The sequence below is a fragment of the Actinoplanes sp. NPDC089786 genome (assembly GCF_040684855.1).
In the GTDB taxonomy this organism is placed as follows: domain Bacteria; phylum Actinomycetota; class Actinomycetes; order Mycobacteriales; family Micromonosporaceae; genus Actinoplanes.
Map to the genome: position 1 here is coordinate 25,370 of NZ_JBFBGU010000034.1, position 22,035 is coordinate 47,404.

At 71.4% G+C, this 22,035-nt stretch carries 28 protein-coding genes; 10 read left to right on the forward strand and 18 right to left on the reverse strand.

The window, feature by feature from the left end; all coding sequences use genetic code 11:
- The first annotated feature begins 30 nt into the window (after positions 1–30).
- On the forward strand, positions 31–633 hold the full coding sequence (locus AB0O15_RS44250) for a TetR/AcrR family transcriptional regulator (protein ID WP_364332895.1): 603 nt from the start codon (positions 31–33) through the stop codon (positions 631–633).
- On the opposite strand, the gene gcl is transcribed toward AB0O15_RS44250, so the two are convergent.
- The 3 genes from gcl to AB0O15_RS44265 all read right to left on the reverse strand — a co-directional run bounded on the left by gcl (position 617) and on the right by AB0O15_RS44265 (position 4,070).
- Positions 617–2,305: a glyoxylate carboligase gene (gcl, locus tag AB0O15_RS44255; protein WP_364332898.1), complete on the reverse strand. Its 1,689-nt coding sequence runs from the start codon at positions 2,303–2,305 to the stop codon at positions 617–619. The genes AB0O15_RS44250 and gcl overlap by 17 nt on opposite strands.
- An 86-nt stretch (positions 2,306–2,391) precedes the next feature.
- A complete protein-coding gene (locus AB0O15_RS44260) occupies positions 2,392–3,267 on the reverse strand; it encodes a 2-hydroxy-3-oxopropionate reductase (protein WP_364332901.1) in 876 nt (291 codons plus the stop codon).
- A complete protein-coding gene (locus AB0O15_RS44265) occupies positions 3,264–4,070 on the reverse strand; it encodes a TIM barrel protein (protein WP_364332904.1) in 807 nt (268 codons plus the stop codon). Before AB0O15_RS44265 ends, AB0O15_RS44260 begins: the two co-directional genes overlap by 4 nt.
- Positions 4,071–4,167: 97 nt before the next feature.
- On the opposite strand from AB0O15_RS44265, the gene AB0O15_RS44270 reads away from it, so the two are divergent.
- Complete coding sequence (locus AB0O15_RS44270; RefSeq protein ID WP_364332907.1) at positions 4,168–4,926, forward strand: hypothetical protein; 759 nt, start codon at positions 4,168–4,170, stop codon at positions 4,924–4,926.
- Positions 4,927–5,014: 88 nt separating this feature from the next.
- On the opposite strand, the gene AB0O15_RS44275 is transcribed toward AB0O15_RS44270, so the two are convergent.
- The 3 genes from AB0O15_RS44275 to AB0O15_RS44285 all read right to left on the reverse strand — a co-directional run bounded on the left by AB0O15_RS44275 (position 5,015) and on the right by AB0O15_RS44285 (position 6,588).
- Entirely contained in the window at positions 5,015–5,227 is a 213-nt protein-coding gene (locus AB0O15_RS44275) for a hypothetical protein (RefSeq protein WP_364332910.1), read from the reverse strand.
- A 114-nt stretch (positions 5,228–5,341) separates the two neighbouring features.
- A complete protein-coding gene (locus AB0O15_RS44280; protein ID WP_364332913.1) occupies positions 5,342–6,136 on the reverse strand; it encodes an alpha/beta hydrolase in 795 nt (264 codons plus the stop codon).
- Between the two features lie 62 nt (positions 6,137–6,198).
- Positions 6,199–6,588, reverse strand: a complete 390-nt coding sequence (locus AB0O15_RS44285) for a metalloregulator ArsR/SmtB family transcription factor (protein ID WP_364332915.1) — start codon at positions 6,586–6,588, stop codon at positions 6,199–6,201.
- Positions 6,589–6,793: 205 nt separating this feature from the next.
- Here AB0O15_RS44285 and AB0O15_RS44290 point away from each other — a divergent pair, with 205 nt between their 5' ends.
- Both AB0O15_RS44290 and AB0O15_RS44295 read left to right on the forward strand, forming a co-directional pair.
- The gene (locus AB0O15_RS44290) at positions 6,794–7,909 is read left to right on the forward strand and encodes an MHYT domain-containing protein (protein WP_364332918.1); all 1,116 of its coding nucleotides are present in this window, start codon (positions 6,794–6,796) and stop codon (positions 7,907–7,909) included.
- A 215-nt stretch (positions 7,910–8,124) separates the two neighbouring features.
- Positions 8,125–9,117 (forward strand): ketoacyl-ACP synthase III, encoded by a 993-nt coding sequence (locus AB0O15_RS44295; protein WP_364332921.1) that lies wholly within the window; start codon positions 8,125–8,127, stop codon positions 9,115–9,117.
- 66 nt (positions 9,118–9,183) lie between these two features.
- Here the strand turns inward: AB0O15_RS44295 and AB0O15_RS44300 are convergent, their stop codons facing one another.
- Entirely contained in the window at positions 9,184–9,663 is a 480-nt protein-coding gene (locus tag AB0O15_RS44300; RefSeq protein WP_364332924.1) for a hypothetical protein, read from the reverse strand.
- Positions 9,664–9,803: 140 nt separating this feature from the next.
- Here AB0O15_RS44300 and AB0O15_RS44305 point away from each other — a divergent pair, with 140 nt between their 5' ends.
- From AB0O15_RS44305 to AB0O15_RS44315, 3 genes are read left to right on the forward strand one after another with little or no spacing between them, the layout of a single operon-like run.
- Positions 9,804–10,844, forward strand: a complete 1,041-nt coding sequence (locus tag AB0O15_RS44305) for a helix-turn-helix domain-containing protein (protein ID WP_364332927.1) — start codon at positions 9,804–9,806, stop codon at positions 10,842–10,844.
- The gene (locus AB0O15_RS44310) at positions 10,844–11,386 is read left to right on the forward strand and encodes a hypothetical protein (protein WP_364332930.1); all 543 of its coding nucleotides are present in this window, start codon (positions 10,844–10,846) and stop codon (positions 11,384–11,386) included. Before AB0O15_RS44305 ends, AB0O15_RS44310 begins: the two co-directional genes overlap by 1 nt.
- 26 nt (positions 11,387–11,412) lie before the next feature.
- A complete protein-coding gene (locus AB0O15_RS44315; RefSeq protein ID WP_364332933.1) occupies positions 11,413–11,967 on the forward strand; it encodes a hypothetical protein in 555 nt (184 codons plus the stop codon).
- A 1-nt stretch (position 11,968) separates the two neighbouring features.
- Here AB0O15_RS44315 and AB0O15_RS44320 read toward each other — a convergent pair whose 3' ends face one another.
- The 11 genes from AB0O15_RS44320 to AB0O15_RS44370 form a co-directional block, all read right to left on the reverse strand.
- Positions 11,969–12,400 (reverse strand): response regulator, encoded by a 432-nt coding sequence (locus AB0O15_RS44320; protein ID WP_364332935.1) that lies wholly within the window; start codon positions 12,398–12,400, stop codon positions 11,969–11,971.
- 170 nt (positions 12,401–12,570) lie between these two features.
- Entirely contained in the window at positions 12,571–13,494 is a 924-nt protein-coding gene (locus AB0O15_RS44325) for a type II secretion system F family protein (protein ID WP_364332938.1), read from the reverse strand.
- Position 13,495: 1 nt separating this feature from the next.
- Positions 13,496–14,443, reverse strand: a complete 948-nt coding sequence (locus tag AB0O15_RS44330) for a type II secretion system F family protein (RefSeq protein ID WP_364332941.1) — start codon at positions 14,441–14,443, stop codon at positions 13,496–13,498.
- On the reverse strand, positions 14,440–15,816 hold the full coding sequence (locus AB0O15_RS44335; RefSeq protein ID WP_364332949.1) for a CpaF family protein: 1,377 nt from the start codon (positions 15,814–15,816) through the stop codon (positions 14,440–14,442). The genes AB0O15_RS44330 and AB0O15_RS44335 overlap by 4 nt, the downstream gene beginning before the upstream one ends.
- A complete protein-coding gene (locus tag AB0O15_RS44340; protein ID WP_364332951.1) occupies positions 15,813–16,994 on the reverse strand; it encodes a P-loop NTPase in 1,182 nt (393 codons plus the stop codon). Before AB0O15_RS44340 ends, AB0O15_RS44335 begins: the two co-directional genes overlap by 4 nt.
- Positions 16,991–17,761 carry an RcpC/CpaB family pilus assembly protein gene (locus AB0O15_RS44345; protein WP_364332954.1) on the reverse strand — a complete coding sequence of 257 codons (771 nt, stop codon included), beginning with the start codon at positions 17,759–17,761 and terminating at the stop codon, positions 16,991–16,993. The genes AB0O15_RS44340 and AB0O15_RS44345 overlap by 4 nt, the downstream gene beginning before the upstream one ends.
- 11 nt (positions 17,762–17,772) lie before the next feature.
- Positions 17,773–18,708 (reverse strand): pilus assembly protein TadG-related protein, encoded by a 936-nt coding sequence (locus AB0O15_RS44350; protein WP_364332957.1) that lies wholly within the window; start codon positions 18,706–18,708, stop codon positions 17,773–17,775.
- Between the two features lie 86 nt (positions 18,709–18,794).
- Entirely contained in the window at positions 18,795–19,184 is a 390-nt protein-coding gene (locus AB0O15_RS44355; RefSeq protein ID WP_364333013.1) for a TadE/TadG family type IV pilus assembly protein, read from the reverse strand.
- Positions 19,181–19,390 carry a Flp family type IVb pilin gene (locus tag AB0O15_RS44360; protein WP_364332960.1) on the reverse strand — a complete coding sequence of 70 codons (210 nt, stop codon included), beginning with the start codon at positions 19,388–19,390 and terminating at the stop codon, positions 19,181–19,183. The genes AB0O15_RS44355 and AB0O15_RS44360 overlap by 4 nt, the downstream gene beginning before the upstream one ends.
- 102 nt (positions 19,391–19,492) lie before the next feature.
- A complete protein-coding gene (locus AB0O15_RS44365; protein ID WP_364332963.1) occupies positions 19,493–19,843 on the reverse strand; it encodes a DUF2750 domain-containing protein in 351 nt (116 codons plus the stop codon).
- 83 nt (positions 19,844–19,926) lie between these two features.
- Positions 19,927–20,382, reverse strand: a complete 456-nt coding sequence (locus AB0O15_RS44370; RefSeq protein WP_364332966.1) for a DUF2000 domain-containing protein — start codon at positions 20,380–20,382, stop codon at positions 19,927–19,929.
- 71 nt (positions 20,383–20,453) lie between these two features.
- On the opposite strand from AB0O15_RS44370, the gene AB0O15_RS44375 reads away from it, so the two are divergent.
- From AB0O15_RS44375 to AB0O15_RS44385, 3 genes are all read left to right on the forward strand, one after another.
- On the forward strand, positions 20,454–20,915 hold the full coding sequence (locus tag AB0O15_RS44375) for an Lrp/AsnC family transcriptional regulator (RefSeq protein WP_364332969.1): 462 nt from the start codon (positions 20,454–20,456) through the stop codon (positions 20,913–20,915).
- A 9-nt stretch (positions 20,916–20,924) separates the two neighbouring features.
- Positions 20,925–21,410 carry a GNAT family N-acetyltransferase gene (locus AB0O15_RS44380; protein ID WP_364332972.1) on the forward strand — a complete coding sequence of 162 codons (486 nt, stop codon included), beginning with the start codon at positions 20,925–20,927 and terminating at the stop codon, positions 21,408–21,410.
- 96 nt (positions 21,411–21,506) lie between these two features.
- Positions 21,507–21,974, forward strand: coding sequence for a hypothetical protein (locus AB0O15_RS44385; RefSeq protein WP_364332975.1), 468 nt, complete (start codon positions 21,507–21,509; stop codon positions 21,972–21,974).
- Positions 21,975–22,035: the final 61 nt, after the last annotated feature.

The window sequence follows — 22,035 nt, forward strand, 5'->3', positions numbered from 1 at the left end:
TGGAAACTCGCTTTCGCAGAGGAGGGGCGCATGCGCGACGTGGAGCCTCGTAAGCAGCCGCGACAGGTGCGGGCGGAACTCACCCGGCAGCGGATCCTGGCCGCGGCTGCTCACGTTTTTGTCGAGCACGGGTACGCCGCCGGCACCACCAACCGCATCGCCGAGCGGGCCCGGGTGTCGATCGGGTCGCTGTACCAGTACTTCCCGAACAAGGGCGCCATCCTGGCCGGCCTGCTGGCCCAGCACCTCGACGCCGGCGTCGCGACGTACCACGCGAACCAGCAACCGGAACGGCTGGCCGACATCGTGCGGCTGTTCGTGCGCACCGCGATCGACAACCACCGGGACGACCCGCGGCTGCTGCGGATGCTGATCGAGCAGGCGCCGTGGTCGCCGGGGCTGGTCAGCCGGCTCGAGGGGTATCAGCGCGAGCGGGTCGCCGAGGTGCGGGCGCTGCTGGAGAGCCATCCGGAGGTGCGCGTCGCCGACACCGGCACCGCCGCCCAGATGATCGTCGCCACCGTCGAGGTGGTCGTCCATCAGCTGGCGGCCGGCACCAATCCGCTCGACGAGTCGCGGCTCGAGGACGAGATGGTGCGGATGCTGACCGCCTATCTCACGAGTACTCCCTGACCGCGTCGATCGCGGCGCCGTGCGGGGTGTTCGCCTCGCGCTCGATCATGATCTCGACCAGGACCGGGCGGCTGGTGCGGGCCGCCTCCTTACGCGCCCACTCGATGGCGTCCCGGATGTCACCCGGGTCGAGGACACGGCGGCCGGAACACCCGTACGCCTCCATGATCTTGACGTTGTCCGTGCCGTACGTGTCGTAGTGGATGTCGACCTCGTAGTTGATCGCGTACGGGAGCTCGGCCTGCCGGATCAGCCCGAGGTACTCGTTGTTCAGCATGATCAGCACGAACGGGATGTCGTACTGCGCGGCCACGGCCAGCTCCTCGACCAGGAACTGGAAGCCGTAGTCGCCGACCACGCCGACCACCTCGGCCGACGGCGCCGCCTTCTTCACGCCGATCGCCGCCGGGATCTCCCAGCCGAGCGGTCCGGCCTGCCCGCACACCTGGTAGCGGCGCGGCTCGTGCACCTTCTGATGTTGCCCGCCCCAGATCTGGTAGAGCCCGATCGCGGTGACGAAGTAGGTGTCCGGCCCGAAGATCTCGTTGATCTCCTTGTAGACGCGCGGCGCCTTGACCGGCACGTCGTCGTAGTCCTCGCGGCGGGTGAGGGTCCTTTTCAGTTCGTCGATCCGCGTGAGCCACTTTGTCGTTTCGCAGGTAGCTGACCGGCGCCGGGCCGCGGCGAGCAGCTCACGCAGGAAGATCCGGGCGTCCGAGACCACGCCCAGGTCGGGGCCGAACACCCGGCCGATCTGGGTCGGCTCCACGTCGACGTGGATGAACTTACGGTCGCCGCGGTAGACGTCGAGCGCGCCGGTGTGCCGGTCGCCGAACCGCGCCCCGACCGCCAGCACCAGGTCGGACTCCAGGAACGACGCGTTGCCGTACCGCTGCGAGGTCTGGATCCCGGTCATGCCGGCGTGCAGCGGATGATCGTCGTCGAGCGCGCCCTTGCCCATCAGCGTCACCTGTACGGGCACCCGCAACTGCTCGGCCACGTCGCGCAACTCGACCGCCGCGTCGGCCAGGATCACCCCGCCTCCGGCCAGGATCAGCGGGCGTTCGGCGGCGAGCAGCAGGTCGAGCGCCTTCTCGACGCGCGGCAGGTGCGGGCGGACCGGCGTCACCGGCAGCGGCGCGTCCACCGACGCGTCCCATTCGATCAGTTCCTTCTGTACGTCGAGCGGCAGGTCGATGAGCACCGGGCCGGGCCGCCCCGACCGGGCCACCTGGAACGCCTTCCGGAAGATCCACGGCGCCTGGGCCGCCTCCTTGACCTGCACCGCCCACTTGGTCACCGGCTCGGCGACGGCCACGATGTCGACCGCCTGGAACGCCTCCTGGTGCAGCTTGGCCGACACCGCCTGACCGGTGACGCAGATGATCGGCACCGAGTCGGCCTGGGCCGTGTAGAGCCCGGTGATCATGTTGGTGCCGGCCGGGCCGGACGTGCCGATCGCGACGCCCACGTTGCCGGTCGTACGGGACCAGCCGTCGGCCATGTGGGTGGCGCCCTCCTCGTGGCGCACGATCAGGTGCTCGATCCGGCCGTCGGCCTCCATCGCGTGGTAGAGCGGCAGGATGGCGGCGCCGGGACAGCCGAAGACCGTGGTTACGCCCTCCGAGCGGAGCACCTCGACGACGGCCTGCATGGCGGGGACCTTCGGCATGGCAAAACCTTTCTGCGGGGTACGGAGGGAAGCGCCGGTGTTGCCTATACGCGCTCAGAGCTGCTCTGAGCGCGTATGGGCAACGGTCACTCGCGGCCGGAGAGTGCCGTCGTCACGGTCAGCAGCGCGGAGTGGTCGTCGCCGCCGTGGCCCATCGCTCGCGCGGCCGCCACCAGCTGGGCGACCAGCCCCGAGAGCGGGAGCGCCACGTTCGCGCGGCGGGCGGCGTCCAGCACGATGCCCATGTCCTTGTGGTGCAGGTCGATCCGGAAGCCCGGCTGGAACTCGCGGGCGATCATCGAGGCGCGTTTGAGGTCGAGGATCCGGCTCGCGGCCAGCCCGCCGGCCAGCACGTCGAGGCCCTTGGCCGGGTCGACGCCGGACGCCTCCAGCAGCACGATGGCCTCGCCGACCAGCCCGTAGACGCCGGCCACGACGAGCTGGTTGGCCGCCTTCACGACCTGGCCGGCGCCGTGGTCGCCGACGTGCACGACGTTCTGGCCGAGCACCTCGAGGATCGGGCGCGCGGCGGCGACGTCGTCCGGCGTACCCCCGACCATGATGGACAGAGTCGCCTGCTTGGCACCCACCTCGCCGCCGGAGACGGGTGCGTCGAGAACCCGGAGGCCACGCTCGGCGCCCGCCCGCGCCACCGCGACCGACGTCTCCGGGCGGATCGTGCTCATGTCGATCAGCAGCGTGCCCGGCTTGGCCCGGGCCAGCACTCCGTCCTCGCCGAACGCGACCTGCTCGACGTGGGTGTGGTCGGGCAGCATGGTGATCACCACCTCGGCGTCGGCCACCGCGTCGCCGACACTTGCCGCCGCCCGCCCGCCGATCGCGCCGAGCTGCCGCACCGGGGCGGGCTGCACGTCGAAGCCGGCCACCCGGTGTCCCGCCGCGATCAGGTGGCTGGCCATCGGCGATCCCATGATTCCCAGCCCGACGAAACCGATGTTCATGACACGACCTCCCGGTTCAGCCAGCCGAAGCTGCTCGTGGTGTCCGTGCTGGGGGCGTACTCCAGGCCGACGTGCCCGCGGTAGCCGTGGGAGACCAGCCGGTCGACCACACCGATCAGGTCGACCGACCCGGTGCCCGGCTCGTGCCGGCCCGGGGCGTCGGCGATCTGCACGTGCCCGATCCGTGGGGTCAGCTTGTGCAGGGTGCTGAGGTCGTCGCCGTTGACCGCGAGGTGGTAGAGGTCGGCGAGCAGGCGCAGGTTGTCACGGCGGGGGAGCCGGTCGATCACGGCGAGCGCGTCGGCCGCCTTGCGCAGCGGATAGCGCGGCACCCCGCTCAGCGGCTCGATCACCAGCTGCGCGTCGATCCGCCCGGCGAAGTGGGCGGCGTGTGCGAGCGCCTCGATCGCGATGTCGTCCTGTCGCCCCGGGTCGACGCCGGGCAGCCGGTTGCCGTAGAGCGCGTTGAACGTCCGGCACCCGGTGCGTACGCCGATGTCCACGGCCACGTTGACGCTGTCCAGGAATTCGCGGGTACGGCCGGGCCAGGAGACCAGCCCGCGATCGCCGGCGGCCAGATCACCGCCGAAGAAGTTGAGCGCGACGAGGCGCACATCGGCGTCGGCGATGGCCGCGACGAACCGGTCGACCTCGGCCGCCGGCGGGTCGGCCGAGGCGAACGGCCACCAGAACTCGACCGCCTCGAACCCGGCGGCACGGGCCGCCGCCGGCCGGTCCAGCAGCGGCACCTCGGTGAAGAGCATCGACAGATTGACGTCGTACGACCACAGCGCGTCCGTCATTCCGGTATCCTGTATGCAGTATGTAAGACTGTCAAGGCCGGGTGACATCGGACCCGTTGTCCATCGTCCCGCCCCGGCCGTGAGCTGCACTTCTCCCATGAAGACTCTGGTTGCCGCGCTGTCGTCCGTCCTCGTCGCCACCTCGTTGGCCTGGCCACGTGATCAGCTCGAACTCCGCTACGCCGGTGATCTGGCCGGGCCGGCCCTCGTCGCCGACTCCAGTGGCAACGCCGTGCACGGCGCCATCGCGACCGGCGGCACGGGCACGGTCACGACACCGTCCGAGCCCGGCCGTGGCCCCTTCCTCCGCTTCCCCGGCGGCAGCTGCACGGTCGCACCCTGCCCGCAGGGCGTCATCCGCCCGACCAGCACGGTCACGCTGGTCCCGGGCAGCGAGGGCGAGGGCCGCTTTGTGTACGGCGCCGACATCCGCCTCACCGAGCCACCGTCACCGGCCGCCGGCATGAACGTCTTCCAGTTCGGGGCGGCCGGCGCCGGCCTCAGCCAGTGGAAGCTCCAGGTCGACTACGGCCGCCCGTCCTGCCGCTGGTCCGACGGCACGCAGGTGGTGCTGTTGCCGGCCGGCCCGGAGAACTTCCAGATGACCGTCGGCCGCTGGTACCGGGTCACCTGCAGCCGCAAGGCGCGGGTGCTCTTCTCGATCCGGGTGGACGACCCGGCCACCGGCATCCCGCTGCTGGTGCCGCGCTTCCAGACCGTCCGCATGGCCGGCATCATGCCCACCGGCTCCGTCGTCATCGGCGGCAAGCGCATCAACGCCACCCAGTCCGACATCGACACCGACCAGTTCCACGGCGACCTCGACACCATCGAGTTCGGCCGCCGCTCCGACTGATCGACGGACGAACCTCTGAGTGGCATCGAGCGTGTTCACCGGTCCTGTGCCGGAGATTGCGCATCGGCCACGGCGCGCCGCGGGCTAGTTACGCGGCTGCCGTTCCGTCGCCACCGAGCGGGCCGTCGGCGGAGATCAGATCTTCGGCTTCGGTGAGGTAGGAGGCGTAGCCCGCCGGGTCGGTGGCCCGGAAGGCGTCCATCGCCCGAATCGACCGAAGCTGGGCATGCTCGTCGAGCAGCGCCCGAACGGTCTCTTCGGCGCTGGCGCCGTCGAAGTCTTCCCGAGCGGCGTCGGCCAACCGGGTCTAGTTTGGGCCCCCGGAATATCCCCGCGCGTCACTGTGGCCTATCGCTCAGGCGGGGGCGAGGCGGTGGCGCAAGGGGTCGTCGAGGAGAGCGGCGAAGGCCAGGGATCAGTCGATGACCTGGCGCAACCTTTCGGCGAAGGCGGCGGCGAGCGGGATGAAGCCGCCGTGGTCGCCCGGGAACTCGGTCATCGGGACGCCCAGCCGCTCGGCCAGCGCGGCCGACGTGCGGTGGGTCAGCAGCCCGCCCGACCCGGCGCCGATGCCCACGACGATGCGGGCCGGTCCGGCCGTCAGGGCCGCGATGTCCGGCACGTAGGTGGTGGTGCCGCGCAACTCGTACGCGAAGAACCGCTCGTTGTCCTTGATGTCCTGCTCGGACGGCGGCGGCATGTCCGGCATATCGGCCAGGTCGTAGCCGGCGGTCCGCATGAAGAGGCCGAACGCGGGCCCGGCGCCGTGAGCGTGGAACGTGCGGATGATCTCGTCCGTCGTCGCGTGCCGCGCGGCCGCGTCGGGGAGCAGGTCGAGCACGGGCGGTTCGTGGGCGACGAGCGTACGCACGCGGCGCGGATGCCGGGTGACCAGCGCGAGCCCGGTCACCGCCCCGCCGCTGGAGCCGAACACGTCGGCGGTGCCGGCGCCGACCGCGTCGAGCACCGCGGCCAGGTCGTCGGCCCGCAGGTCGGGCGTGGAGTCCTGGTCCGGGTCGTCGAGCGTGCTGGCGCCGATGCCCCGCGGGTCGTGCGTGACCACGGTGTGGTCGCCGGCCATGGCCTCGGCCAGCGGCTCGAAGAACCGCGCGCCCATCGGCGAACCGGTCAGCACCAGCGCCGGTCCGCTTCCGCGGACCTGGATGAAGAGCTTGCCGCCGGGCACGGTGATCAGGTCGGTCTCGGTCATCGGTTCCTCCTGGTGTTCTCGGGTACGCAGGAAGGACCGTGCTGGTTACCGAAATTCATCGGTTAATCGGAGATGAATTTCTGGCCGGGCGAATCGTCCGTTCCGTCGGCCTCGGCGGTGGCGGCCAGCCGCCGCTCCCGCTTGCCCCGGGCGATCTCGGTGGCGAGCGCGTCGAGGTGTGGCGTCCAGAGCCGGCGGAAGCGGCCGAGCCACTGGTCCGCCTCGCGCAGGGCGCTGTCGTCGACCGCGTAGAGGCGGCGGGTGCCCTCCGCGCGCACGGTGGCGAAACCGTTGTCCCGCAACACCCTCAGGTGCTGGGAGACGGCCGGCTGGGTGATGCCGAACTCTTCCCGGACGATCGCGGTGACGGCGCCCGAGGACTGCTCGCCGTCGGCCAGCAACTCGAGGATGCGCCGCCGGACCGGGTCGCCCAGGACGTCGAACGCGTGCATGGTCCGACAATATCAGGATTGCCTTATATAACGACCCCTCGACTCGTGCGAACGGTGCCGCGCACCTGGCCCGAAGGGTTGCTTCTGACCCGTCCGCATCCCACAGTTATGCAGATGGGGGCCGGTGCAGGCATCATGCATCGCGGTTAACAAACGAAGGGGAAGCTGGATCATGGCGGAGATCCATCACCTGGCTCATGGATGGGTGACGCCCTCAGTCAGCTACGTGCTCTCGGTGCTCGGGTCCCTGCTGGGCCTCACCTGCGCGGTGCGGTTCCGCACCGCGGCCAGCTCCGGGGCCCGTAACTTCTGGCTGATCCTGGCGGCGGTCGCGATCGGTGGCACAGGCATCTGGACCATGCACTTCGTGGCGATGCTCGGGTTCGACGTGGTCGGCACGCCGATCCGGTACGACGTCGGCCTGACCGCGGCGAGCGCCCTGCTCGGCATCGTGGCGGTCGGCATCGGCCTGGCGCTCGCGCTGTACGGCAGCGGCGCCCAGCAGCTGCGGATCATCATCGGCGGCGTGCTGGCCGGCCTGGGCGTGGCGGGCATGCACTACACCGGCATGGCGGCCATGCACCTGGACGGCGAGATCGACTACAGCGCCACCCGGGTCGGCATGTCGATCGGCATCGCGGTGGTCGCCGCGGCCGTCGCGCTGTGGCTGGCCGTGACCGTACGCAAACCCGTGGCCATCCTGGCCGCCGCCCTGATCATGGGCGTGGCCGTGAACGGCATGCACTTCACCGGCATGTCCGCCATGTCGGTCCGCCTCGAGCCGTCGGGCACGCCGCTCTCCGGCGCCACCGCCACGCAACTGCTCCTGCCGATCGGGCTGACCGTGGTGTTCGCGGTGCTCGGCCTGCTGTACGCGCTGATGGCCGCGCCGACCGAGGAGGACCTGGCCGGGCTGGCGTACCTGGCGGCCCGGCAGGACGGCTCGGCGCCCGCCCCGGCCCCGGCCCGCCCGGTGTTCGGCGGCGTGCCGCAGCAGCGATCGGCGCCCGCGCCCCAGCAGCGGCCGCCCGCGCCCCAGCAGCGACCGGCCGCGGCCCAGCCCGCGCCGGTGCCGCGTCCGGTGCAGCAGCGCCAGCCGCAGCGGCAGTACCAGCCGCCGCCGGTGCCGCCGCAGCAGCCGATCGGCGGCCCGCCGTCGCTGGGCGAGCGGCTCGGATCGCTGCAACGCGAGCAGGCCGACAAGGCCGCGCAGTCCCGGGCCGACAGCGACGAGGACACCCGGCGGATCGGCCCGCAGGGCCCGCGCCGGATGCCGACCGCGGACAGCAGCTGGACCTTCCGCGACCGCGCCGACAGCTAGACAACCAGACAGCCACCCCAGAAGGGCCTGGTGCGGGTACGCACCGGGCCTTTCGGCTGTCCGGGGGACCTTTGGTCGCCGACGGTCGTCGTGAACCGGGGGCCGACCGGACGACCGTGTTGACCTTGCGGGTGATGACGCTGGGTGACTACTGATCGACGATCGAAGGACGGCAGCATTCGGTGGACTGCCGCCTTTTCTCGTTGGGTGGTGGCATGTCCGTGGACGTCGGAATCCTCGGCACCGGTTCGTACCTTCCTTACCGGGAGGTGACCAACGTCGAACTGGCAACCCTGGTCCCGGGGGCTGATCCGGACTGGGTGGCGCGTAAGACGCTGATCGGGGCGCGCCGGTTCGCGGCGCCCGACGAGGCCGCCTCGGACCTCGCCGCGAAGGCCGCGATCCCCGCTCTGGAGGCGGCCGGCCTGGCCGCGGGCGACCTCGACTACGTGATCGTCTCCACCTCCACCGGTGACTCTCCGCAACCGCCGACGGCCACCCTGGTGCAGGGGCTGATCGGCGCCGACCGGGCCGCGTGCTTCGACATCAACGTGGTCTGCGCCGGCTTCGTCTTCGCCCTGTCGATGGCGCGCAGCCTGGTGGCCGTCCAGCCGGACGCCAAGGTGCTGGTGATCGCCTCGGACGTCTACTCGCGCATCCTCGACTTCAACGACCGGCGGACGGCCGTGCTCTTCGGCGACGGCGCGGGCGCGGTGGTGGTCGGCGCGGTGCCCGAGGGCTACGGCATCCTCGAGACCGAGCTGGTCAGCCGGGGCGCCGCGCACCAGCTGATCCGGGTCGAGGCGGGCGGCAGCCGCAAGCCGGCCTCGCACGAGACGGTGGACAACGGCGACCACTTCTTCCGGATGGACGGACGCGGCGTCCGCGAGTTCGTCGCCGAGCACGTGCCGCCGGTGCTGGCCGGGATGCTGGAGCGGGCCGGCATGCACGCCAAGGACATCGACCACTTCGTGCCCCACCAGGCCAACGGCGTGATGCTGCGCGAGCTGGTCGACCTGGCCTCACTGGACGGCGCGACCACCCACCTGACCCTGGAGCGCTACGGCAACGTGGGCAGCGCCTCGGTGCCGGTCACCCTGGACGCGGCCGCCCGCTCCGGCGCCCTGCGCGACGGCGACCTGGTCCTGCTGGCCGGCTTCGGCGGCGGCATGGCCGTGGGCGCGGCCGTGCTCCGCTGGCACGCCTGACCAGGAAGGGGCGGTCAGGACCTCGACTGGGCTGGTCCTGGCCCGCCCCTTCCGCCGGCTGACGCCCTACGGCTTGATCTCTTTCCAGCCCTGGATCCAGGCCGGATCCCAGCTGCCGCTGGAGTAGCGCGTGCGGTGCCACCACCGGTGGTCGTTCAGGCCCCAGCAGTTGATGACCATGTTCCACCGGTCGTGGTACGCGCTCTTCTCGAGCCCGCCCCCGGGGCCGTTCGGATCACAGTTGCCGCCCATGTTGACCCATTCGGACGTGGCTGTCTCGGTGTTCCACTTCGTCCACACGTTGCGGTCGGTGCCGATCACGAAGTCCTGGATCGTGTCGTACGGCGTGATCCAGCGGGTATGACTGTCGCAGTAGAACGTGCCGCCCCATCGTTCGACGTAGCACATCACCAGCTGGTTGTCGTAGAAGCGGGTCCCGCCGGGATTGATCCGCCCGGCCGCCGCGGCGGGTGTCGCGACCGCCCCGAGAAGGGCCGTCACCGCGGCCATCACCAGGCCGGCCCGATGCGCCATTCGCTTTTGCATGCGGGGCAGTGCACCACGCTCCGGCCGACCGGAAACGGATCGTGCGGAAAACCGCACGGCGTGCCGACAAAACGGACCGGGGTAGTCCCGTGCCGTCCCCTGTGGTTCCATGACCCCGGCCAGGTCATTGGGGGGTGTCGATGGCGCGTCGGATGTCGGTGGCGATCGGTGCGGCGGTGCCGGATCTCGCACGGTGGGGTTTGTCGAGCGACGCCGACCTCATCTATCGCACCCTCGTGACGATGGGTGCCCGGAACGCGCACGGGCTCGCCGTCGAGCTCGGCCTCCCGGCGCGGCGGGTCGAGGACGCGCTCGCCGAGCTGCGGGCGGTGGGTGCGGCCGCCGGCGATCGGTCGGTCTGGGCGCCGCGGCCGCCGGCCGAGGTGGTCGAGGCGCTGCGCCGCCGCCGGCTCCGCCCGGCCGATCGAGATGCTCAGGTACGTACACATCACGCGGTCGTCCGACGGATGGCGGGACGGCACGGCGTGGCGGCGCTCGGCGGCGAGCTGGGCGACGGCGTGCGCTACCTGCCGACCCGCGAGCTGACCCGGCGCCGGCTGGCCGAGCTGATGGCCGCCGAGCGGGTCGAACACCTGGCGATCAACACGGAACAGTCGTTCGACGCCGCCTCGGCCCGGGCGGCGGCGCCGCTGAGCCGGCAGATCATCGAGCGTGGCGTACGCATGCGTGTGCTCGGCCTCCCGCCCGCCGACCGCGACCTGCACGTGGACACCACGGTGTTGGACCACCCGTTCCTCGGCTACCGCGAGGCGCCCGAGATGCCGATGAAGCTGCTGGTCATCGACCGGCGGCAGGTGCTGTTCCCGGCCGACCCGGCCGACCTGGAACGCGGCTACCTGGAGATCAGCCAGCCGGGTGTGGTCCGCGCGCTGGTCACGCTCTTCGAACAGCACTGGGCGCAGGCCACCGACCCGCGGGAGCACGGGATGCCGCACATCACCCTGGACGATCGCGAGCGGGAGCTGGTCTCGCTGCTCGCCCTCGGCTACACCGACCTGAGCGCGGCCGCCCGCATGCGGATCAGCACCCGCCTCGTCACCAAGATCATGCGCAACCTGATGGACCGGCTCGGCGTCGAGAACCGCTTCCAGCTCGGCATGGTCCTCGGCGCCGCCCGCCAGACCCCGATGCCACCCGCAACCTGCGAGGAGAACCGCTGATGTCCCGTCGTCGATGGTTGCCGATCATCATCGTGCCCGTGCTCGCCGCGGCGATCACCCTGATCGGCGCCCGGCCCAGCCTGGCCGGGGACGCGTACTGGCCCGGCGGCCCGATCTGTGCCACCGGCACCCTGACCGCTGGCCCGCGGACCGGCGACCCGGTCGAGACCCCCCTGCAGGTGACCATCACCCCGTGCGAGGGAACCACCCAGGCGGTGGCCGACCGGGGGCGCTGGGGGCTGGCCAGGTTCTACGACACCGGCGCTGAACTCGGGGCGAACGGTTACCGGTTCGGTATCGCGCCCACGTTCAACCGAGGGACGACGCCTTACGGGATCCGTGACGGCGTTCTGCGCCTGCGGGCGACCTGCCTGGTGACGAATCAGTTCAACCGGCTCGCTTGCCTCCGCATCGACGCGGTCGGCCCGGCGGGCACCATCGTGACCCAGCCCCTTGCCGTCGACGACCCGCTCGTCGCACCCACCCCGAGGATCGTCGGGTCGAACAACCAGCCCGAGCCGGAGTGCGGCGCCTGCGTGTGATGGCTCGCCCACCGAGGAGAAGACCGATGTTCACACGTGGGTGGCTCGCCGCCGCCGTCGTCGTGACCCTGGCGGTGGTCGCGGCGCCGACGCCGGCGGCCGCCGAGCCATCGCTGGCCTGGCCCGGCCGGCCGATCTGCGCCGAGGGGAGCGTCGGCCCGGGGGAGCGGACCGACACGGATCCCGCTCGCACCCCGATCACCTTCAGCGTCCAGGCCTGCGCCGGCGAGGACGCCGCCGCGGTGGCCGCCGGGCGCTGGGCGATCGCGGTCTACTCGACCCACCGTTCGCGGGTGGCCGGCGACGGCCGGGCCCGTATGCGTTCCCACGGCGACCCATGGGTCGGACAGACGTTCGGGTGGGAGGACGACGGCCTGCGACTCGATTCCGGCGTGATCCAGGCGGCCTGCCTGATCACCGGCCACACCGTGCGGGTGGCCTGTGTCCGGCTCGATGCCATCGGTGACGCGGGCACGATCGTCATGGAGCCGTTGGCCGTGACCGATCCCGTGGTGAGCCGGTTCGCCGTGATCGTGCCGCCGAGCGCCTACACCAAGCCGGAGTGTGGCGCCTGCGTGTGAGTCAGTCCTGCCGGGGCAGGATGGCCACCTCGCGGTAGAACTTGTCGATCTGGCGGACGGTGGCCTCGAACTCGTCGAGGCCGAACGGCTTGGTGACGTAGGCGTTGGCGCGGTGCTGGTAGCTCGACACGATGTCCGGCGCCGCCCCGGACGTGGTCAGGATGACCACCGGGATGGCCTTGAGCCGGTCGTCGGACTTGATCGCGGCCAGGGTCTCGCGGCCGTCCATCCGCGGCATGTTCAGGTCGAGCAGGATCAGGTCGGGCCGGTGGGCGTCGGCGTACTGGCCCTCGCGGTTCAGGTATTCGAGTGCCTCGCGGCCGTCGGCCACGCGGATGACCGTGGTGTTGCGCTCGGTCGCGCCGAGCGCCTCCTCGATCATCAGTGCGTCGGCGTCGTCATCGTCGACGACCAGGATCTGGAGGCTCCGCACCCGACTTCTCCTCTGTTTGCAGTGGCGCAAGCATAGGGCTCGTCCCGGGACGCGCTCCATGACCTCCCGGCCGGAAATCACCGGTCGGTGGATTCCCGGCGAATCGCGACAAGTGTCACAGGGCCCGGATACGCCGAACGGGAATCGGCAGGGCGAGCTGACGGCGCGCGTCAGCGACCCAGCGCCTCCAGCAGGCGAAGCACCCCTGGACCCAGGATCACCACGAAAGTCGCCGGAAAAAGGCAGAACAGCACCGGGAACAGGAGCTTGATCGGCACCTTCTGGGCCCGCTCCTCGGCCGCCTGACGACGCTTTATCCGCTGGTCGCGAGCGTGCTCCCGGAGCACGTTGGCGATCGGCACGCCCAGCTCGCCGGCCTGCACCGCGGACGTCACGAAGCTCTGCAACGAGCGGACCGTGGTGCGGCCGGAGAGCGCGTGCAGGGCCTCCGTACGCGAAATGCCGATCCTCATCTCCTGAAGCACCCGGTTGACCTCGCCGGGCATCGGGCCGGTCAGGTTCTCGGCCACCTGCTGCATGGCCGCGTCCAGGCCGAGCCCGGCCTCCACCCCGATCACCATCGCGTCCAGCACGTCCGGCAGCGACGCGGCCAGCTCCCGCTGCCGCTTGCGGCCCAGGTCGTGCAGGGCCAGGTCGGTCACGAACAGGCCGAGCACCGCGCCGGCCGGGGCGCCGAGCAGCGCGCCCACCGGGCCGGCCACGATCGCGCCGGACAGCGCGCCGCCCGCGCCCACCCCGAGCAGCAGCAGCCCACGGCGCCGGATCACCACCTCGAGCGGCTGGTCGTCCGGGTTGCCGGCATAGTCCAGCAGCCGGCTCAGCCGCGCCCGCGCGCCCGGCGGGGTGACCGTCCGACCGAGCCGGTCCAGCCCGTCCACGACCGAGCGGCGCAGGCGTTCGTCCCAGCGCGGGCCACGGTCGTCGATCAACTTCCCCCGGGTACGCCCGAACTCCGCCAGCGTCCGCAGCAGCCGCTCGCCCCGCGTCGGCGGCATCGCCACGGCCAGCACGACCAGGCTCACCGAGGCGGCGGCCGACAGCACGGCCACGGCCAGCACGATCAGCATGGCCATGTCAGACCTCGACCCGGATCACGCGGCGCAGCCAGAGGATGCCGACGATCATCAGCAGGCCGGCGCCGGCCAGCATGGCCAGGCCGAGCGGCTCGGCGACCAGCGGGCGTACGTAGTCGCGCCGGAACAGGAACATCCACGCCCCGATCAGCAGCGGCATCGCCACCAGGATGGTCGCCGACAGCCGGCCCTCCGCGCTCAGCGCCTGCACGCTGCGCCGCAGCCGCTCCCGCTCGCGCATCGTGTCGGCGGTCGTCTGGAGCACCTCGGACAGGTTGCCGCCGACCTCGCGCTGGAGCTTGATCGCCATGGTCAGCCACTTCATGTCGGCGTTGCCGGTGCGCGTGCCCACCCGTACCAGCGCCTCCTCCAGCTCTCCGCCGAGCCGCGTCTCGGACAGCGCCCGGCGCAGTTCGGCGGCCACCGGCCCGGTGCTGTCCCGCACCGAGGCCTCGATGCCGTGCTGGAGCGTGAACCCGGCCCGCAGCGAGCTGACGACCAGCTGCAGGGTGTCCGGCAGCTCCTGCGCGAACATCCTCTTGCGGCGTTCGATCCGACCGGTGAGCAGCGCGTTCGGCACCAGGAACCCGGCCGGCAGGCCGGTCGGCAGCCCCAGCCACCAGGGCAGCGGGACGGACAGCAGCAGGGCCAGGCCGAGCGCGGCGCCGACCCGGATCACCAGCCACTCGGCCGGCCGGATCGGCACCGCCGCGGCGTCCAGCAGGTCGTGGTTGTCCAGCCGGGTGAGCCGGGTCAGCCACTCGCCGGCCCGCGAGGCGGCGGCGCGGATCGCGGCCAGCAGGCGGCCCTTGCGCTCCGGCCGGCGTACCGCGAACCGGGTGAGGATGGTCAGCCGGCGCTGGAACGCGGTGCGGCCGACCGCCGCGTCGAGCACCATCCAGGTGAGAAGGGTGACCGCGGCGCCGGCCAGGACGATCGCCGCGATCATCGCGACCCGGCCGTGAACAGCGACGGCGGCAGGGTCACGCCGTAGATGGCGAGGTCGTCGGTGAACCGGGGCCGGACGCCGGTCGGCTTGAGCCCGCCCTTCGCCGACCTGAAGTCGTACCGGAAGAGGTCCTGCAGGCCCACCACGTCGGCCTCCATGCCGACAACCTCGCTGATGTGGGTGATCCGCCGGCTGCCGTCCTTGAGCCGGCTCACGTGAAGGATCAGGTCGACGGCCGAGGCCACCTGGTCGCGGATCGCGCGGACGGGCAGCTCCAGGCCGCCCATCAGCACCATCGTCTCCATCCGGGACACCGCGTCGCGCGGGGCGTTGGCGTGCAGGGTGGTCAGCGAGCCGTCGTGGCCGGTGTTCATCGCCTGGAGCATGTCCAGCGCGGCGGCGTCACGGACCTCGCCGACCACGATCCGGTCCGGGCGCATCCGCAGCGCGTTGCGGACCAGATCGCGGATCGCGATCAGGCCCCGGCCCTCGGAGTTGAGCGGGCGCGCCTCCATCCGCACCACATGCTCCTGACGCAGCTGGAGCTCGGCGGCGTCCTCGATGGTCACGATGCGCTCGTCGGCCGGGATGAAGCCGGACAGGATGTTCAGCATCGTGGTCTTGCCGGAGCCGGTGCCGCCGCTGACCACGACGTTGCGCCGGCCGCGGACGCACGCCGCCAGGAAGTCGGCGGTCTTGCGGGTCAGCGTGCCGTGCCGGATCAGGTCGGCCACGGTCAGCGGGGACGTGGCGAACTTGCGGACGGTCAGCGAGGAGCCGTCCAGGGCGATCGGCGGCACCACCGCGTTCACCCGGCTGCCGTCGGGCAGGCGGGCGTCGACCATCGGGCTGGCCTCGTCGACCCGGCGGCCCACCCGGGAGCAGATCCGGTCGATGACGCGCCGCAGGTGCGCCTCGTCGTCGAACTCGACCTCGGCCCGTTCCAGCCGGCCGTAACGCTCCACCCAGACGTGGTCGTGGCCGTTGACCATCACCTCGCTCACCGACGGGTCGCGCAGCAGCGACTCGATCGGGCCGTGGCCGAGCACGTCGTCGGTGACCTCGCGGATGATGCGGGCCTTGTCGGCGCCGGCGAGCGGGGTCTCCTCCCGGGTGATCAGCTCGGTCAGCGCCTGGCGGACCCGCTCCTCCAGGTCCTCGGCCGGCGCGTTGGTCGAGTACAGGGTCGGGCCGAGCTCGTCGGCCAGCCGGCGCTGGATCCGCAGGCGCACCTCGGTGATGCTGTCCCCGGCCTGCAGGCCGGCCGCGCGATAGCGCTCGGTGGTGGCCGAGACCGGCCCCGGCGTCCCGTCGAGCGGCGGCGCGGCCTCCGGCGTCCGGGCGCGCCCGGCGATCCGCGCGGCCAGGCTCACCGCTTCCGCCCGAACGCGAACAGCCGCCGCCTCGCGACCGGTTCCTCGGGGCTGCCCGCGACGCCGGCGCAGCGGTCGGCCAGCCGGCGCATCGCCTTGCTCACCGGATGGGTCGGGTTGTCCAGGGTGATCGGGATGCCCTTGTTCACCGACACCGGCACGTCCCGGGACGACGGCATGTGCACCGACAGGTGGGCGCCGACCGCCTCCTCGACGTCCTCCACGGTCAGACCCACCTGCGAGTCGGCCCGGTTGAAGACCACCAGCCGGCGCTCGCGCGGGTACTCCAGCAGGTCGAACATCTCCACGGTGAGCCGGATGCTCTTCAGGGTGGGCAGGTCGGGCGTCACGATCGGCACGAACCAGTCGGACAGGTCGAGTGCCGCGAGCACCTGGTCGGTGACGAACGGCGGGGTGTCCACCACCACGAAGTCGTACATGCCCCGGGCCACCCCGATGACCTCGGTGACCAGGTCGCGGCCGACGTGCTCACCCTCGGCCGGGCTGGCCGGCGCGAGCAGAACATCAAAATTCGGCCGGTACGCGGTGAGCACCGACCGCAGTCCGGTCTCGTCGAGCCGTCCCGCCATCCCGATCGCGTCCGTGATGCTCCGGGCCGGCGGCAGCTGGAGCATGATCGCCACGTCGCCGAACTGCAGGTCCAGGTCGACCAGCAGGACCCGCCGGGTGCCCTGGGCGGACAGCGCCGCGGCCAGGTTGGTGGCCACCACGCTCTTGCCACAGCCGCCCTTGCCGGCGAACACGGTGATCACCCTGGCGGTGCGGGCGGCGTCGTGGCCGCGCATCGTCGTGCTCAGCGCCTTGGACAGGTCCACCGACCGGGCCGAGGCGTGGCGGATGCCCTCGCAGTCCAGCTCCTGAACCACTTCGCGGACACCCGAACGCATCGCCCGGGACAGCACGTCCGGCTCGACGGTCGGGCGCAGCAGGACCACGCCGAGCAGAGGCCGCTGCACCCGCTGGTACGCCGTGAACGTCAGCACCGCCTCCAGGTCCACCGTGGCGCCCACGACGACCAGCAGCGTCTCCGGGTTCCGGGACAGGTGTTCGGCCAGGTCGGCCAGGTCGTGCACGACGTCGAAGCCGTGGTCGGCGTAGGCCTCGCCGGACGCCGCCCGTCGCTCGGGATCCGGCTCGACGTACACGTAGTAGGTCACGGGGTCACCCCCTTCGGCCAGATGTTGTCGTAGTCGACCGCGGCCGACGGGTTGATCGACGTGCCCGCCCCGATCAGGCCCAGGTAGATCAGGCCGGTCTGCGCCCCGTGGACCAGCCGGGTCGCCTGGCTCTGATCCACCGCCAGGGTCGCCGGGTACGAGTCGGCCGGCCGGCGGTTCAACACCGACAGCCGGGAACTCGCCGTCGGGGCGGGCGTGACGTCGCTCGGCGGCCCGTTGGCGATGCTGATCACGGTCGCCTCGGGAAGCAGCACCCGCGTCTTCTGCCCGCTCGGCGGATAGTCCTTCGGGTACGTCACGAAGACGGTGACCGTGTCCCCGGCGGTGACCTTCTCAGCCACGCCCGGCGCCATCGTCACCTCCACGCTGACCGCGAGCTTGCCGTCCGGCACCCCCACCTGCGCCGCGGGAACGTCGCCGGGGCCGGTGAACAGGCCACGCATCAGCATCTGGTCCGGCAGCAGGTCGGCCGAGAGCCGCCGGCCGTCCAGCTTGCCGTCGATGTCGGTCAGCGCGCCCTCCGGCACCGTGGACGCCGGCATCAGCACCCGCTCGGCGAGCTTGCCCGACCGGATCTCGGCGCCGGTCGTACCCCGGGGAATGCGGTCCTGGGCGAGCATCACCCACACGCCCTGGCGGTCGGCCACGGCCCGGCGGTCCGCGCCGCGGGCGTAGACCAGCACGGCCATCGCGCTCAGCCCGCCCAGAACCAGGGCGACCAGCACGATGAGAACCCGTCGGCGCATGTGAGCCTCCTTCATCCGATCCGCGTGAGGTACGTGGCGCCGTAGTCGCGCCCGTCGCCCGGGAGCTGTCCGTTGACCGGCGTCATCCGCTGCTCGAACCGTCCGGTCAGCGGGTCGTCGTCGATGACCACGAAGGACGCGAAGCCGCTGATCCGGTAGTCGTTGCCGCGCACCGCGTCGGTGACCGGCAGAAGCACCGGCTCCCCACTGCTCCGGGCGGCGTCGAGGGCGGCGGTGCAGTCGGCCGGGGCGGCCGGCGCGGTCACGGTGTCGGCCGTGTCGAACGTCCGCTCGCAGCTCCCGTCGACCGCGAACGACGTGTAGCCGGTAGTTGCCGACCAACTAGTCGGTAAGTTCTGGCCGCAGGACGCCGGGCTGGTGCCGCCGGCGGCCAGGGCGCCGGTGGCGGACGGGTAGACGGCGCCGTTCTGGGTGGCGTCGGCCCAGGCGCAGTGCGAGACGGCGAGGGCCAGGACGGTGCCGGTGGCCGGGGCGCCCCACGCGACCTGGGCGCAGGCGGCCACCGTGGTACCGGCGTACCCACCGGCCATGGTCTGCGCGAGCACGGGGGGCAGCAGGGTGCCGCCGCCGCCGTCGCGGGTCTCGGTGCGGACCTCGGCGAACGACGCGGTCAGGGCGGTGGGCAGGGCCGGGCAGGGTTCGGTACGCCCGCGGGGCTCGCCGCCACAGCCGGTGGCGCAGACGGTCACCGAGGCGGCCGACCGGCCGTCGCGGGCGTTGCCGTCGGCCTGGCGCTGCGCCAGCGGTTGCTGGGCGGCGCACGTGGCCGGCGTACGCACGCAGGAAGCCGCGACCGCCCACGCCGCCGCATCCGCACCGCCCTGCAGTTGCTCGCGCTCGTGCGCGATCAGCCCGACGTCGATGACCAGTGCGCCCAGCCCGAGCAGCACCCCGCCGCCGAACAGGATGGCGACCAGAACGGCCACCGCGCCGTCGTCGTCGCGGTCGTGGGTCAGTGGTAGGTCCGCACGGTATCTGGCCCGCGGATACCGCGCTGCGCGACCACCGGGTTTCAGCCGGCGCATGCCATCACGCCCGTGGCGCGCAGCTCGAACGTGTCGGCCGCGCTCTGGCCGAACAGCAGCATGAGGCTGCCCAGCGGGGTCTTCGCCTGGTAGCGGTAGGTCAGGGTGACGCGGGCGTCCTGGTCGGCGGTCGCGTCGGCCGGACAGGACGTGACGCTGACCGACGACGGCTGGTCGCCGAGGACCGACGCGGCCCGGCCGCCGACGTCGGACTGTCCGAACGCGGCGGCCCGGGCGCCGGCCTGGGCCGCCTCGGTGAGCAGGATCTGCCGGTTGAGCAGCATCCCGAAATCGATGATGCCGAACAGGATGAGCAGGAGCAGGGGCAGCACGATCGCCGTCTCGACGGCGGCCGCCCCGTCCTCCGCGTGCGTCAGGTGGTGGAGGAGTCGCCGCTCAGCTGGTTCGCGATGTCGTCGAACATGGCGTCGATGTTGCCGCCCAGCAGCGTCACCGACGAGATGATGATGACCGCGATGAGGCCGACGAGCAGGGCGTACTCGACCGCCGTGGCACCCTTGTCGTGGTCCGCACGCCGGGAGGAGAAGCGCGTCGCCATCTCGTGGAGCAGGGTGGTGAGCATCGGAGTTCTCCCTCTGGGGTGCCGCGACCGATTGCGCCGCCACGGTCAGCCTGTCGCAATGTGTATCGGTCCCAGAAAGGGCCATCAAAGGGTTTGGGCTCGTCATGAAGGCTCGGCGAACCACCTGGCGACCTGGCCCGGGGAGACGTCGTAGCCGGTCGCCCGTGGCCCGGCCCAGTTGACCCCGACCAGGTGGCCTTCCCGCTCCAGACCCGGCAACCAGCGGCCCAGCCAGTCGGCCAGATCGATCTCCACGACATCGAACTTCCGGTACGCCGCGACCTGACCGACCACCTTCTGCGCGCGGGACGACTTCGACCAGAACGGCAGCGTCGTCGTCCCGTCCGGGTCCTTCGCCACCGGATAGCCCCCGGCGTCACGGATCGAGAAGACCCGGCCCTCCTGGGGCGTTTCGCGCCGGAACGCCGCCCGATGTGCGCCGCTGAGCGACATGCCACTTCCTCCGTACCCTCTGCTACGCCGATCCACGGTCTATCGTCGCTCTTCGGAGGGTTCGGGGTGATTTGAATGGAAATTTAGTCGAGGAGCGACAGCCGCTTGACCAGCTTGTCGATCCGGTTCCGCGGCCCGACCAGGCTCACCGCGAGGTAGTCCGGGGCCTCGTCCTCGCCCAGCCGGCGCAGATAGTCGTCGTAGACCCGGGTGGCCTGGGCCGCGACCGGCATGTCGGCGACGAAGACGCCCTCGGTGGCCCGGGCGCGGATGTCGGCGATCTCCTCCCGCGTCGCGCCGAGAACCGTGCATCCGGCCCACGGCAGGCCCGGGTGCACGTTGCCGGCGGCGTCCTTGCCGTCCGGGCCGAGCAGCCCGGTCACGCCGGTGGCGGTCGCCGCGGCCACGCAGACGGCGGCGTTGGCGGCTCGGCCCTTGTCGAGGTCGCGATCGACCAGGACGACCCACTTCAGGCGGGCGGTGCGGGTTGATTCGTCCGTACGGATCTCGGTGGGCTCAAAGCCAATCTGTGCGCTCATGTGTCTGAACGCTATTCATAGCGACGGCCTCGACTCAAGGAATCCGTACTTAATTCGGCTAGGCTGCCCGGATGGCCGAGCTGGACGAACTTGATACGGCGATCCTGCGCGAGTTGCAGGTCGACGCACGGCGCACGAACCGCGACATCGCGGCCGCCGTCGGGGTGTCGCCCACCACGGCCCTGGACCGCACCCGGTCCCTGCGCGAACGGGGCGTGATCCGGGGCGCCAGCCTGACGATCGACCTGCACGCCATCGGCCGCCCGGTGCAGGCCCTGATCGCGGTCCGGATCCGCCCGCCGTCGCGCCGCAACATCGAGGCCTTCCGCAACTGGGCCGGCGCCCTGCCCGACACGCTCGGCGTGTTCGTCACCTCGGGCAGCGAAGACTTCCTGCTGCACGTGGCCGTCCCCGACAACGACGCCCTGTACGCCTTCGTCATCGACCGCCTGACCGAACACGCCCACGTGGCCGACGTCCGCACCTCGGTCGTCTACGAGCACCTCCGTAACGACCGCATCGCCCCTGCTTAGGGTTGGCTCGTGGAGATCAGGGAAGCGACGGCCGCCGACTGGCCGCACATCTATCCGTTCTGGGCCCGCATCGTCGAGGCGGGGGAGACCTACGCGTACCCGGAGAACCTCGACCAGCACGAGGCGGCCGCGCTGTGGATGGAGCCGGCGCCGGCCCATGTCGTCGTGGCGGTCGAGGGCGAGCGGGTGCTCGGCAGCGCCAAGATGGGACCCAACCGCCCGGGCCGCGGCGCGCACATCGGCACGGCCAGTTTCATGGTCGATCCGGACGTGCGGGGGCGGGGCGTGGGACGTGCCCTGGGCGATTACGTCGTGCGGTGGCTGAGTGATGCCGGCTATCACGGGATTCAGTTCAACGCGGTGGTCGAGTCCAACGTGGCGGCCGTCAATCTGTGGCAGGCGCTCGGATTCCGCATCATCGGCACGGTTCCGGAGTCGTTCCGGCATCGTACGAACGGGCCAGTAGGCCTCCACGTTATGTACAAGAAACTCTAGTAAGCACCTAAATCCCAGAAAATCCCTAAAGTCCGAATAGCCTGTATTGCGTCGGTCGCTCACGGGGGCGTCCGAATCTTTACAGGAGGCTTCGGCATGAACAAGATCCGGCGGATCGGTGCAATGGTCGCGGCGACGGTGGCGGCTACCGGCATGGCGATGACGGTTGCCGCAGCGCCCGCCCAGGCTGCCCCGCAGAAAGGCCCCATGCCGCTGAGCAACCTGCTGGCCCCGATGGTCGAGAACAACGGGCCGCAGGGTCAGTGGCAGTCGGTCAAGTTCCGGTCCAAGACCAAGGCCTGCAACTTCAAGATGCGCGTCTGGGACTTCGCCCCGAACGCCACCGTGGTGCACCCGCAGGGCTTCTACACCTCGCTGTGGCAGGGCCCGACGCTGAACAAGAACGAGATCGACTTCGCCTCGGTCAAGTTCTACACCGGCGACTACAAGCCGGGCTGGACGGTGCAGACCTTCCCGGCCACGATCTGGTGGGACAACTGCAAGAAGAAGGCCAAGACCCAGAGCAAGAGCACGCTGTTCGTGGTCTGGGTCAAGGGCTTCTGACCCAGGCCCCGGAAACGGGATGCGCGCGGCCGGCGGGGGCGGCCGGCCGCGCGCACGTCTC